At 65.1% G+C, this 13,428-nt stretch carries 9 protein-coding genes; all 9 read right to left on the reverse strand.

Going from position 1 to position 13,428, the window contains the following annotated elements; all coding sequences use genetic code 11:
- Positions 1–9: 9 nt before the first annotated feature.
- On the reverse strand, positions 10–1,344 hold the full coding sequence (locus ACUTAG_RS00270; protein ID WP_054517733.1) for a carotenoid oxygenase family protein: 1,335 nt from the start codon (positions 1,342–1,344) through the stop codon (positions 10–12).
- Positions 1,345–1,421: 77 nt separating this feature from the next.
- Positions 1,422–2,333, reverse strand: a complete 912-nt coding sequence (locus ACUTAG_RS00275; RefSeq protein WP_233639532.1) for a DUF6708 domain-containing protein — start codon at positions 2,331–2,333, stop codon at positions 1,422–1,424.
- A 249-nt stretch (positions 2,334–2,582) separates the two neighbouring features.
- A complete protein-coding gene (locus ACUTAG_RS00280) occupies positions 2,583–3,320 on the reverse strand; it encodes a putative type VI secretion system effector (protein ID WP_053500771.1) in 738 nt (245 codons plus the stop codon).
- An 87-nt stretch (positions 3,321–3,407) separates the two neighbouring features.
- On the reverse strand, positions 3,408–4,445 hold the full coding sequence (locus tag ACUTAG_RS00285) for a hypothetical protein (protein ID WP_238867193.1): 1,038 nt from the start codon (positions 4,443–4,445) through the stop codon (positions 3,408–3,410).
- Between the two features lie 7 nt (positions 4,446–4,452).
- A complete protein-coding gene (locus ACUTAG_RS00290) occupies positions 4,453–5,448 on the reverse strand; it encodes a hypothetical protein (RefSeq protein ID WP_230846664.1) in 996 nt (331 codons plus the stop codon).
- Between the two features lie 88 nt (positions 5,449–5,536).
- Positions 5,537–6,613 (reverse strand): hypothetical protein, encoded by a 1,077-nt coding sequence (locus ACUTAG_RS00295; protein WP_238867191.1) that lies wholly within the window; start codon positions 6,611–6,613, stop codon positions 5,537–5,539.
- Positions 6,598–9,762: a toxin VasX gene (locus ACUTAG_RS00300; RefSeq protein WP_148318719.1), complete on the reverse strand. Its 3,165-nt coding sequence runs from the start codon at positions 9,760–9,762 to the stop codon at positions 6,598–6,600. Before ACUTAG_RS00300 ends, ACUTAG_RS00295 begins: the two co-directional genes overlap by 16 nt.
- On the reverse strand, positions 9,746–10,732 hold the full coding sequence (locus ACUTAG_RS00305; protein WP_187378317.1) for a DUF4123 domain-containing protein: 987 nt from the start codon (positions 10,730–10,732) through the stop codon (positions 9,746–9,748). Before ACUTAG_RS00305 ends, ACUTAG_RS00300 begins: the two co-directional genes overlap by 17 nt.
- Positions 10,725–13,418 (reverse strand): type VI secretion system Vgr family protein, encoded by a 2,694-nt coding sequence (locus tag ACUTAG_RS00310; protein WP_446649929.1) that lies wholly within the window; start codon positions 13,416–13,418, stop codon positions 10,725–10,727. Before ACUTAG_RS00310 ends, ACUTAG_RS00305 begins: the two co-directional genes overlap by 8 nt.
- Between the last annotated feature and the right edge of the window lie 10 nt (positions 13,419–13,428).

A 13,428-nucleotide genomic window follows, 5' to 3' on the forward strand; every position in this document is an offset into this window, starting at 1 on the left:
CCCTCGCCTTCAGCCCGCCTCGCGTGGCAGCCAGGCGCCATGGAAACCCGCCGGTATCCGCCGCGGCAGGCGCACCGTGGCCAGCGGCCCGGCCGTCAGGTCGCGGGCATCGAGCACCACCACGTCGCTGCGGTCGCCCTCCTGTCGATAGACGCACACCAGCACCCAGCCGTCGTCCTCCGACTGCGCGCCGGGGCGCGGCACGAACACGGGTTCGCTGTTCTGGTCGCCCGGCGGCACCTCGTACCGCTGCCGCGCGCCGGTCTCCAGGTCGTAGCGCACCACCCCGCGCATCTCGCGATTGTTGGGTTGATGCACGGCGTAGGCATAGCGGTAGGCGTGGCCGGTGCGGCCATCGTTGATGCGCGGCAGTTCGATGCCGGCGTCGTCCAGCTGGCGCTCGCTGACGCCGCCGCCGGCCAGGTCGATCACGTAGCGCCACAGCACCCCCAACGGGCTGTCCTCGAAGCCCGCGCCGTCACGCGACAGCCGCAGGTATTCCGGATAGCGCACCACGTCCAGCACCAGCGTGGCGTCATCGGCCTCGTAGGCGTTGACCACGTGCTGGATGAAACACGGCGCCACCTCGAACCAGCGTACCGGCCCGCCATGGCGCGGGATCACGCCCAGCCGCGATTGCCGCTCGTCGTGCCAGCGCAGCGGCATGCGGTAGCCGCGTGACAGCATCGAGAAGTCGTAGGCCACGTTCAGGTCCAGCAGGATGCTGTGGCGGGCGGTGATGGCCATGTCGTGCATCATCGACGGCCCGGGCACCTCGATCAGCTGGTCCAGCAGCGGCCGACCGTGGGCATCCGTCACGCCATAGCGCAGCCAGGGTCGCTCCCAATGGGCGCGAAAGCTCATCAACTCGCCGGTCGCGGGATCGATCTTGGGGTGCGCGGTCATGCCGCCCGCCAGGCCGGGATGGCGGCCGCTGGCGCCCAGGAAGTCCAGCCCCGCCGTCATCGCCAGCGGCGCGCCGCCTTCGGCCAGCGCCAGGGTTTCGCCGGCATGGCGCAGCACGTTGACGTTGGGATTGGTGTCGGGCAGGTCGGCGGCCAGCGCGGGCGCGTATTCGCGCGCCCACAGGCGGGTGCGAGCCCAGCGGTTGCGGTAGCCCGTGGCGCGGCCGTCGCGCAAGGTGATGGCGTGCAGCATCGCCGGCTGCGGCCACCAGGACAGCACGTCGTTGCCCTCGAAACGGCCGCGCAGGGGGTTGGGACCGTTGCGCACCAGCGCGCCGTCCAGCTCGGGCGGCAACGTGCCCGTCACCGGCAGGTCGGTCAGGTCGGTTTCATCGGCAAGCGGCGCGGTGGCGCCGGTGTTCAGGTCGAATCGGGTCATGCCTTGCATCCTTCGGGTTGGAGAAGGATGCAATTTTTACCCGGATTAAATTATTCGTCAATATTACCCGGGTTTAATTAACGCAGGTCTTCCGGGTTCATCGAGGCGTCGCGAACATACGGATCGCCTGGCTCAGGCCGCAGCGTCGCCTCGATCTCGGGCGAAAACGCCGGGATCCTGCTGGTGCGCATGACAGCCCAACGCATGATCGCGTGCAGGTAGTTGACGGGCGCCAAGATCAGGCAGGCCAGGCCCGGCTGTTGGGCATCGTTGGCGAAGATGCGCTCCTTGCTGAAGGCGAAACTCTCGCGCTTGCCGTCGACCGGCATGCAGAACAGCACCGCGTCCAGCACCGCTTGCGGGCCCTCTTCCATGTAACGGCGCAGGAACTCCCAATGCGAATATGCGTTTTCGATGCGGCTGGTGGCGATGCAGAACGCAAAGGTCTCCCTGACCGTGACCCCGTCCTGATCGAGGATCAGTCCGCGGATATCCCAGTTGAGCAAACCGAAGCTGCCCCTGCCCCGTCCCAGCGTGAAATGGATCTTGTCCCACGCTGCGGTCAGCACGGTGCCGTCCAGCCGGAACACATGCACCAGGCGGCGCTTGCGATCCAGCGCGATGGGATAGTAGGTCCAGCGGAACATTTCCTTGTGGGCGACCCAGGCGCTCGCCGCGCCCAGCGCCGCGCAAATGGCCATGCCGAAGAAGACGGCTTCCCACAGGCCGTTTTCATTGGGCAGCCGGTCCACCACCAGGATCCAGGCCAGCATCAGGACGCCGCCGATGCCGAAGGCCAGGCCGATCGCGCCCAGCAGCGCCACGAAGCCACGCCAGGCATACCAACGGTCGACCGACAGCAGGCTGTTGGAATTCATCCTCACCACGCACAGTTGCGCCAGCAGCGGGACATCCAGCCGCTTTTTCTGCAGCAGTCGGTGCTCACGGTCGAATTCCGTCAGTGGACGGTCGTTGGGAAACTTGGACATGAGTCCGTTGAAATCCATCGGGCCCCTCCTGGGTCAAGGAAAAACGCCGGCAAGGCGCCCCCCGGCACCGAGCGGGGAATACTCTCGCGTCAGGCGCAAGCGAGTCGGCGTCAACGCGCCAACTACAGGAAAAACGCAAATACCGACACGAACCCGATGGGCAGCGCCACCCAGATCAATAGCCCGAAAACGCTTACCAAGCGCCACCGGCCCAGCATATGCGGCAGCTTGCCTTCAATCGCCAAGCGCTCACCTGTAGCGGAAATAGAGCGCGCCATAGTCGCGCCCATCACCGTCGCGACGCAACGCCCTGGAGGTCTTGCGCAAATTGATGCGGCTGGCATCCCGCCAGCCAAAGCCGGTGAAAATGGTCTCTGCCATCCGCGCAAACCCTTCCGTCTTGCGGCCGCCGCGCCAAGCCAGGAACCCGAAAACCAGCAACAACGCGGGCAATCCGTAGGCCAGGTAGACCGCATACGCGGACAACTGCCCTGCGAAGCTGAATGTGCCCTTGAACATCGCGAAGATCGCGTCCAGAAACATCATGAACAGAAAAACCGCCCCTGCCATGATGCCCCAGAAGCGGAACGTGGAAGCGTAGTGTGCCCGGCGCCCCTCGAAGCAGTGCGGATACACCGCCACCAGCGCGTCGGCCGCGCGCCGGGCACCATAGGCGATCCAGGCCTGTCCGTCGTGCTCGGCCACCAGTTCGATGTCATCACTCTCGTCAAAGGGGAACCGCCAGAACCAGCCTCTAACCGGTTCCCCATCGAGCGTGAATTCGACGAAGTCCGCCTTCTCCGTACTGTCGAGGGTAGCGATCGCAATGGCCGCGCCACCCATCCCCGCCAGGCCCGCCGACACCGCCGACGCGCCGACGCCACCGCCCAGCTGCTCCATCACGAAATCACGCGAGCGCCTGACGCGGCGCAGCCCCGCGATCTTGCCGGCCAGCTTGCTGACCTTGTCATGCCGCTCAGCCGTCATTGCTACCCATTCCGAATATCCCGTCGATTGCTCTGTACTCATCGAATGCATGCCGCCGGCGTGGAACCGGCCTCCGTCAATACCCGCCTACCAGTTGGACACCACGACGCCCGCGAAAAACAGCGGCAGGGCAACCCAGAGCGCCAAACCGAAAATACTCGCCAGCCGCCATCGCCTTTTCATGGACGGCAGATTCCCGGCCCGCGCCAGCAGTTCTTCCTGCGTCGGCGGGACGATTCGATACGGGTTGTCGCCTTGCCAGCCCGCCACCGCCGCCAATTCCGCCGGCAGCGCGGGGCGGCGTCCGAATCGGCGAATCCAGCACTCCATCCAATTCGGCACGTAATAGGCGCCGCTGAAGAACCAGAACGCGAACGGCCGCACCAATCTGTGGTGACGATCGATCGCGTAGGGAAACAGTTCTCTGTCCATCCACGCGTAGGCGTTGACGCGATGATCCGGCACCAACGCGACCGGCGGCAATGCCGCGGGTTCGGCGTCCATGTACAAGCGGATGAACTCCCAGAGTTGCGCCGCGGCTTCCGGACGATCAAAGGGCGCGGTAAGGGCCACGCCCTTGAGGATGCGGCGCGAATCGGGCGCGATCTCGACGACACGCAATGGATAAGCCGCGCCCGCCCCGGTCGTGGTGACCACGTGATAGTTGCCCACGTAGGCCTGCGCGCGATCAAAGTCGACCGACGTCCAGCCGGTCCGTTTTTCCCACGCATACAAGCGCCGCAGTGCCCGACTGACGATAGTGGTCTCCTGGATGGGTGAAAAAACCGATCGATAAGCGCAGACCCAGCCAATCAACGCACAAACGAGATAACCTGCCATCATGACCGCAAGGCCCGTATCCAGGGTGGTCCTACCCATACGGAGATCGATCAGCGCGGTGAAAAACAGCAATGTCAACCCGACCGCCGCCGCCAACGAGACGCAGGCCACGTAACCGCGAGACGCCTCGAAAGGTCCCGTCAGACGCAAGCAGGCCGGCGTCAATTCGGTAACCATGCCCTCGGCGGCCGGCTGCACGCCAGACCGTCCCGACAGCAGCCAGCCCCAGGTGCCGGTGCGTTCCGGCAGTACTTCCAGATCGCTATTTTTTCTAGTAGTTGTCAACGGAGAGCTACCACTGCGCTACCGAGACGCCGACGAACGCCAGCGGCAGGAAGCTCCAAAGCAATATCCCCCAAACACTGACCCGCAGCCACCGCTTCTTCATATGCGGCAATTTCCCCTGCATCGCCAGCGTCTCCTCGGGCGTCGGCGGCAATATGCGATAAGGGTTCTCGCCCTCCCACTCCAGCGCCGCGGCCAGTTCCGATGGCAGCGCCGGTCGCCGGGCATAGCGACGGATCCAGTACTCCATCCAGTTCGGCAGGTAGTACACGCCGCTGAAGAACCAGAAGCCGAATGCGGTGTAGGCATTGGTCAGATGGTGTTGCCGATCGATCATGTCGGGATAGAGTTCACGGTCCATCCATGCAAAGGCGTTCGTGCTGTGATCCGGGGTCAGCACAACGGGAGGCACTTCAGCCGGCGTGTCGTCCATATAGCGGCGGATGAATTCCCAAATCGCCGCACCGGTCTGCGGCGCCGCATACGCGCGCGTGGGCGCTACAAATCGAGCGATCCGGCGGGATCCTGGCACCAGTTCCACCACTCCCAACGGATATGAGGAGGAAGCGCCAGTGGGCGTTACCGCCTTGAAATTGGAAACGAAGGCGACCGCGCGATCATAATCAACGCCGACCCACCCGGTCCTCTGATTCCACGCATAGATGCGGCGCAGGCGCCGGCTGATGATGGTTGTGTCCTGGAGCGGGCGGGTGATGATGCGATAACCGATCCACAGTCCCAGCAGGGCCAGCGCCGCTCCGCCCCCGACCACCAGGAGATACGGCCCTCCATAGCCTCGATCGGCCACGTCGTAGATCATCGCGAAATTCAAGGCGATGAACGCCATGGCCAGGCCAAACACGATCGCGGCCGAAGCCGCGATGCCACGCATGTTCTCGACCGAACTCGTCAGCCGCAAACAAGCCGGGGTAATCTCCACCACGCTGCGGTAGGGGAAAGCGTCAATCGATGTGCGCACTGGCGCGGACGGTTGTAGGAGCAACCATCCCCATCTCCCGCTTCTGTCCGGGACCACGGTGAGGCCCGGCCGGCCCTTTGTTTCCCCCACTGGCGCTCCCCGCTTCAATAGGTTACGTAAACAGTACGAACGCCACCATGGACGACACCGGCACCACCGCCCAGATGAACAGTCCCACGGCACTGACCGCGCGCCAACGCTTCATCATGTGAGGCAGCCTGCCCTCGATCGCCAGTTGCTCCACCTGCGAGGGAGGGATGATGCGATAGGGATTCTCGCCTTCCCACGCCAAGGTATCGGCCAGCTCCGGCGGCAACGCCGGCTGATTGCCACGTCGTCGAATCCGATATTCCAGCCAGTTCGGCGCGTAGTAGACGCACGCGAAGAACCAGAATGACAGCGCCCCGAACGTGCCTTTCAGATGATGCTGCCGATCCACTGATCCCGAAAACAGCTCTCGGTCCATCCACGCATAAACGCTGGTTCGATGATCTGGAAGCAACGATACCGGTGGTACTGCCTTGGGATCGCCATCCATGTAACATCGGATGAACTCCCAAAGTTGAGCCGCTGATTGAGGGTCCGCAAACGGAACCGTGGGCGACACACCAGTATGCACGCGCCGAGTTCCGGGCAGGAATTCCACCACCCGCAAGGGATAGAGGACATTGGACCCGGTCGTCGTCGTTATCCTCAGCTTGGGCACAAACGGAGTCGCGCGATCGTAGTCGACCGACTTCCACCCTCCCTTTTTTTCCCAATAGTAGATACGGCGCAAGCGCCGGCTGAAAATGACCGAGTCAAATGCCTTGGAGAAAGTCAGTTTGAATCCCGAGACCAAACCGATCAGGGCAAGCCCAATGCTCAGCGCCGAAACCAGAATGAAATCTAAAGAGTCATATCCGCGCGTGGACGCGTCGAACTTGACCATGAAGAATACCGCGCCAAAGGCCATCCATATGCCCAGCGCATAGGCGCCCACCGCTGCGAATCCGCGCAAGGCATCGGAAGGAGTTTGCAAACGCAGGCAAGCGGGTGAAATTTCCACCACCGTGCCATGAGCAGCTGGCGTTTCCTTCCCGGGGGCGCGCCCAGCGGGCAACAACCATCCCCATGCCCCGCTTTCTTCAGGAACAGTCTTTCCCGAAAACCGCATCGACCCCGCCTTTCTCATCAGATGTACACCCACGATTCAAATCCGGTCTCCAGGCCGGGACGCTGGACCTCGTCCGGCCAATATTGGACCTTCATGCAATAGAACCCGCCCTGCCCCCGGAAAACCTGGAACTGACCCGAGATCTTGACACTCTTGCCCGCATTATCCACCTGCATATCCATGGACCGAAACGAAGGCGCCGGCACAAAAGACGGCGAGTCAACCACGATAGGTTGCTTCGCTTCCCTTGCCGCAGTCAATTGGCGGAAGGTGTTTGGCCCCGCACGTTCATTTCGGAAAAAAACAACCTGAATTCGACTGGTAGCGACATAGCGCGGCACAGCAATGTGAAAGTGAATATAGGCATATCCGCCGCCCACGGCACCTGGCATAAGATAACCGCTGGCCACCAGGAGAATCCGCTCCAGGCCCAGCAACTCAGCATCCAAGCTGGCGAACGGCACGGCGGGAGCTCCCTTCTGGCTGCCTGCTGCCTTTGTCGCAAACGGATTGCTTTGTGAATTCGAGAGCAGTGCGCGCTTTCCGAACACTCCGTTGTCCAGCCAATACTCGACCGGGAGTCGACTGGACTCGTCCGTGCCTGCCGCATTGACCGCCGTCCATATTGCTACTCCCAAGGCCGCAACCAGCAGCAGCGTCCAACCGACAGGCCCCATGCTGATGCCGAAAACCGTGACACCAGCTGCCCCAGACGTCATTGCCACCGTTAGTCCCAGCGATGCTCCACCCGCCACGACTGTCGCGAGACCTGAGGCCATACTCCAGTATGCCGATCTTGTGTTCTTGCCCTGCGCTATCCTGTAAAAGGATGCCAGCATGGTTGCCACACCCTCGACCAATCCCGCATAGAACCCGAGACGAGCCCCCGCAAGAACGACCTTGAAGCCCAGTTCTTTCGACACCAACTGCACGATCGGCTGCGTCATACTAATGCCGACACTAACCGTTCCCATCGCATTTGCCACGGCACCGGCCCCCCCGACGAACCTTTCGTCGATGGTGGCATCGTCCTTCGCCATTGCCGCGACCGCGTTCATGGCCCCCTGCGCCTGGAAGAACATGATGCCCACATTGAGCACCATGCCCGCAAACTCACCTGTTATCGCGATTCGATTCTGCAGGTAGGGGTTCACCTGGGCTGGGCCGTGCATGGGCAACTCCAACTCCTGCAACAAAGTACCCTTCGTCAGAGTCTTGCTCAACGTTTGCCCCTGCTCCATTTTCTGTATTGTGAACGCCACCACACTCGAGATAGTCGCCTTGTCGGAGGGCAGGTCCAGGTAAACACTCCTGCCGATGGATTCAGACAGTGCCAGCCCTTTCTGGCCAAGATTACCCGGCTGAGACAAATAGCCACGGCCAGGAGGCAACGACGCCCCGAGGGAGACCGGAGCCACTCCCTTGATGGGCTTTGTAGCTGCCTCCTCGATCAAGCGTTTGATTTCGCTCAACGGCCCGCTCAATATCGTGGGCCTCACCAGCAGGTCCTCCCGAGTCACCAGAGTCATGGCGATGCCACGCATCAATCGGTTGTAGGTCTTGATATCCTTCACCAACAACCTCGCCAAATGCCCTGACACCGTATCCACCAGGGCCGCGGTGGCCTCGTTGAAACGGCGTTTGGCTCGCAGGATTTCGCGTAAGTCGTCTATTTTTTTTGCGTAATCCGGGCTGAACTCGGCAGCCAGGTCGACTGCTGCCTTGACCGTGTTGAGCGCCTCGTCAACAGACGAAGTGGCGGCCAATACCTGCAGAAATTCTGGCTGTCCCGCCGCCAAGCTGCGGTAAAACCAGTTATCGGGCGATTCGATAGGAAGTTTCCATAATCCGCCCCAGAGTTGAGTCCGTTCCCGCTCCGTATGGCCCGACCCGGCAACACACGAGGCTGTCATGAACTCGTGCCGCACCCCTGCGGCTTCATCCTTGACATGAAAATCCGAGCGTTGCTGCTGCTTCCAACAAGGACTGTTCATCCAAGTACAAAACAGCGCACTCACGCTCTCGATCTGGCTCATCAAGGAGGTCATGCCCTCACTGTCCGCCAGCGCACTCTGCCATGCATCGGTATTGATATTGCGCTGATAGCGCTCGGGCCCGTAGCTTTGGTCCCAGAAAGGGCCCGGATTGGCCTTCGCGCTCAGGCACATGCCTTGGATGATATCGGCGATGACACGCTTGCGGGCGCGCTCCGGGTCAAGAACGCCGTTAAGCACCGAAGCCCGCGCCGCCGCGATATTGCGCCGCAGATTCAACTCCTGCACGATCCCCACCGGATCCGGCAGCACCAGCCCCACTCCCCACTGCAACGCTGGTAGTTTCGAATTCACCGCCCACATGAACGACGTCAGCAACTGCGGTTCCGGCTCGGCGCGCAGCTGCAGCGGGTTGTGCAGCCCCGCGTTCAGGCAGCGCTGCACGTCCGCCGGCGCGTAGTCGGCGACGATCTCCGTGATGTCGGGCATGGTCAGCTTGCAGGTATTGGGCGCGGTGCTGCCCGGCCCCACCTTGCCGTCGGCAATGTCCTTGAGGTTCAGCTCGGTCATCCGCGCCGTGCGGCAGCCGTCCTTGTCGTCTTCGTAATCCTTGCGGGTCTCCCTGTCCCAGACGTAGCGGCTGTAGGCGATCCAGACCTTGGGGCTGCGCACGTGATCGATGGTGATGAACTGCGTGGCGGTGTTGTTGTGCCCCTCCGACGAGCAGGCCTCGGACAGCGGCTTGGTGGTGTCGGCGTCTTCCGGCATCTTGGCGACGGGGATCTTGCGGTAGTAGCCCTTCTTGTCGAGCAGGTAGCCGTCCCAGGTCTTGTCCTGCTTGAGCACGTACAGGTAGCCGGCGGCGGGCACGCGCACGAAATAGGTTTCCACCGGCAGCCCGGCGGGGTCGAAGCGCGGATCGAACAGCCGCACCTTGGCGTGCGCGTTCAGCTTTTTTTCCAGCCAGGTGCTGTACATGCGATGGGCGGGAATCTCCCATTGCGTATTGCTGGCGCCGCCATGCTCGCTATTGGCCCAGGCTTCGCGCACCATGGGGCGCGGCAACGGCGCCGGCACCAACGGCATGATCGCCACGCCGCCCTGCTTGTCGCAGTTGATGCACTTGCCCTTGGTTTCGCCGCAGGTATTCGCCGCGGCGGCGCAGCGCGCGTTAGAAAGCTCGGCCATCCCTCACCTCTGTCTGCTCCGATTCGGATGCCGCGCCGGTCCATTGCCGCACGCGGTTCCATTGTTCTTGCGTGATGTCGTTCAAGGCCGCCACCGCCGCGATGCCATTGGCCTGCATGGTCGCCATGGCGTGGCGGATGTCGGGGTGCTGGTCGAAATGCGGGTGCACCAGCAGGCCGTGCAAGGTGTAGTCGACGATGTCGGTGTCCGTCTCCAGCCCCCAGCGCGCCTGGGCGCGCGCCACCAGCCGGTCGGCGCGCGCCCGCAGGCGGGCCTCGCCCATGTCGTGGCCAGCCTCGGCCAGGGCGTCGAGCGCCTGGTTGACCCAGCCGGCGCGTTCGAGCACGGCGCATTGCGCGCGGTCGAGCACCAGCGGCGCCGCCGGACCGGCCTGCGGCGCGCCAGCGGCCGCCGACCGTTCATACTGGAGCGCCAGCTCGCCGGCGGCGCGGCCCGGCCGCCAGCAGGCCCGGACCGGCGCCAGCCATTGGGCCATCTGGTCTTCGGACAGCACTTCGGCCAATACCTCGGCCACGCGCGGGTCCCAATGACGCAGCGTCACGGGGTCGGCGCGGTCCGGCACCAGGCAGCGCGCCATGCGCGCCAGATGCCGGGCCAGCGCGGCGGGCGCCACGGGGCTGGCGATCCAGCCGCAGATCGGCCGCTGCGTTCGGCCCGGGCCGGCGGCCGCGCACGCCGCTTCGACGGCCATTTCGATCGCGTCGTCGCGGCCGAACTCGCCCAGTTCGAGCAGGTAGGGGCAATGTTCGGCGAGGAAGCGGCTGCGATCCAGCGGCAAGGCGATGGCCTGCCCCCGGCGCCTGGCATGCGCCAGCGGATCCTCGATGGTGGGGTCGACCAGAACGTACAGCCGGTCTTGCGGCAGGTCCGAGGCGGCGGCCAGCAGTTGTTGGTAGAGCCGCGAGGCGGCAGCCCGGTTCGCGGTTTGCGGAAAGTCGCCGTCAAACAAAGGCCGACCCTCCCGCCGCGGCGCTGTTGACCTTGCTCGGGCAATCCTTGAATTCACCCGAGGGCGGGGCCAGGTTGCCGCTGGCCGTCTGCGGCCCGACCCAGCTGTGCGCGCCGGCCTTCAACTCGACCTTGCCCGGCGCATGCAGCTGGATGCCGCCGCCCTCCAGCCGCAGATAGGCGCCGGCGGCCGTGGCCAGCACGCGCTGCTTGCCCTCGACCAGCACGTTGGCGCCGGCGGAGGCGAAGGTCACGGCTTTTTCGGCGCTCAGGGTCATCCTGGCGTCCTGGCTGTGCAGGCGCAGCTTGCCCCCGGCCGCATGCAGGCGCAGGCCCGCGTCCTTGACCGGCCGGCCGCCGCCGGCCGCGTGGCCGGCCGTGAACAGCAAGGCGCCGCCCGCCACGCCCACCGCCAGGTGCGCGCTGCTGGCCCAGTTCACGTCCGGCGCGATCTGCGCGAAGGTGGCGCCGGCCACCAGGAAGGCATTGGCCGGCGTGTACTGGCCGATGCCGCTGGGCGCGCTGACCTGGATGTGCGGTTCGCTGTAGGCCGCCACCTTGACGGCGGCGCCCTGGGGATTGGGATCGTCCTGGGTGGCCTCGACCACTTCCAGGATGTGTTGCAGGCCCTCTTGCGCCGGCAGCGCTTGCGGGTCGCCATCCAGGATGGCCTTCTGCCTGACCGCGACGTCGGCCAGTTCCCTGGCCGCTTCCAGCGCGGCCTCGATCTGCTTGGATGCCTCGGCGCTGTCGAGCAGCGGCCCTTCGGCGTTCTCGCGCAGGTCGGCGCTCAGCAGCAGTCCCGAGCCGCCGCGCAGCGCCACGGCCTCCTTGGTCGACAGCTCGGCGCCATGGCCCAGGTCCTGCAGCCGCTCGTTGTCGCGCTGCTGCTTGACGTGGCCCAGGTTCAGGCGCGCATCGGCCTGGGTGGTCGAGGCGGTCAGGCGCGACTGGCCCGGCGTGTCGTCCTGCACCAGCTGGTTGTAGCCGCCGGTGCCGGCGCCGCTGCTGGCCAGGGCCTGGGTCTTGAAGCCGGACATCACCGCGTTGTGGGCGTGGCCCTCGTTGGCGCCGGCGAACCAGGCCGGCGCATTGCCGGTGGCGTTGGCGCCGCCCGCCTGCACCTTGTTGTGCGAGGCATCCTCGGCGCCCTCGCCGTTGTAGAGCGCGCCCACCACCACCGGCCGGTCGATGTCGCCATGCAGGAATTCCACCAGCACCTCCTGGCCCACGCGCGGCACGAAATGGCCGCCCCAGTCGCCACCGGCGACGGGCTCGGCCACGCGCACCCAAGTGCCCAGTTCATCCTTGGCGGGCGCGTTCTCGTCCCCCGACGGATGCGCCATCCGGCTGCTGGAGGCATTGCCGCGCTGCCAGTGGAACTGCACCTTGATGCGGTGGTCGCGGTCGGTGTGCACCGGTTCCTCGGCGCCGATCACCAGGGCGGTCTGCGCGCCGAACACGGTGGGACGGGGGTGCAGGCGCACGCCATGGCCATCCTGCGTAGCGGGGCGGAATTCGGTGTCGCTGCCGATGCAGGTGAAGGCGTTGCGATAGAAATCGGCGTCGTCGCTGTCGCCGCCCCCCAACGCCTCGCTCACGGCGCGGCCCAGGTCGGCGTCGAAGTTGTTGCGGGCCTGGTGCGTGATGGCGATCACCACGAAGGCGGACGCGCCGCCCTGCTGGTAGTGGCCGGTCAGCTCGAAACGCTGCCCCGGCGCCAGCGTGCGCACGGTGCCCGCGCCTTCGATGCTCTGCTGGCGCACGCGCAACGCGGCCAGCACATTGTGCGCCAGCCGCTCGCCCTGGGCGCTGTCCTCGTAGGCGTACTGGCCGGGATAGTCGTCGCTGACCAGCTCGATCGCGTTGGCCAGCTTGCCGGCGTCCGCCTGCGCCGAGACCGGCCGCGCCTGGGCGCTGCGGTAGTCCCAGCTGGCCATGCGCACGGCGTTGGTCTGCCAGCGCTGGCGCGGACTCCAGCGCTGGATGCTGTCTTCGGTTTCGGTGACGTCGGCGCGCGCGAAACGCACGCTGGTCTGCGGGCCGGGCTTGAAGGCGCCGTTGTGGTCGGCGATGACCAGGGTATGGCCGTCGTCGGCGTGCTCGACCCAGTAGAACAGGCCCTCTTCGGCCAGCAGGCGCTCGACGAAGGCGTAGTCGGTTTCGCGGTACTGGATGGCCAGGCTGCGCTTGGCGTAGGCGGCGCGATCCTTCACTTCCCAGCGCCATTGCGGCGCCAGCGCGCCCTGGCCCTTGTAGTCGCCGAAGATGCTGTCGACGATGTCGATCACCGTCTTGTCCTGGTAGGCGAAACTGTCGCGCCGCGCCCGCAGGAATGCCAGCCACGGCTCCACGGTCAGCCCATAGCGCGCCAGGCCGCCATTGGCGCCCAGGAAACGCGCCGCCGTGGCGTGGCCGTGCCACAGGCGCGGCTGCTCGCGGTCCAGCGCGGTCTGCAGGCGCAGAGTGACGGGCTGGCCCATCAGGGCCTTCAACGGGATATGCGCGTCGTCGGACAGCGCGGTGATCTCCAGGCGATAGGCGCCGCCGCTCAATTGTTCGGTGGCCGACAGGGTCTCGGCCACCAGGCGGTTCTCGCCCAGCGGCGTGCGCAGGTCCAGCAGGCGGTTGACCTGCGCGATGCCGGCGGTCGACAGGCGGGACAGTCCGGAAGAATCCTGGGGCATGATCGCGGCT

It is taken from the genome of Achromobacter sp. CSND-B12 (assembly GCF_052906545.1).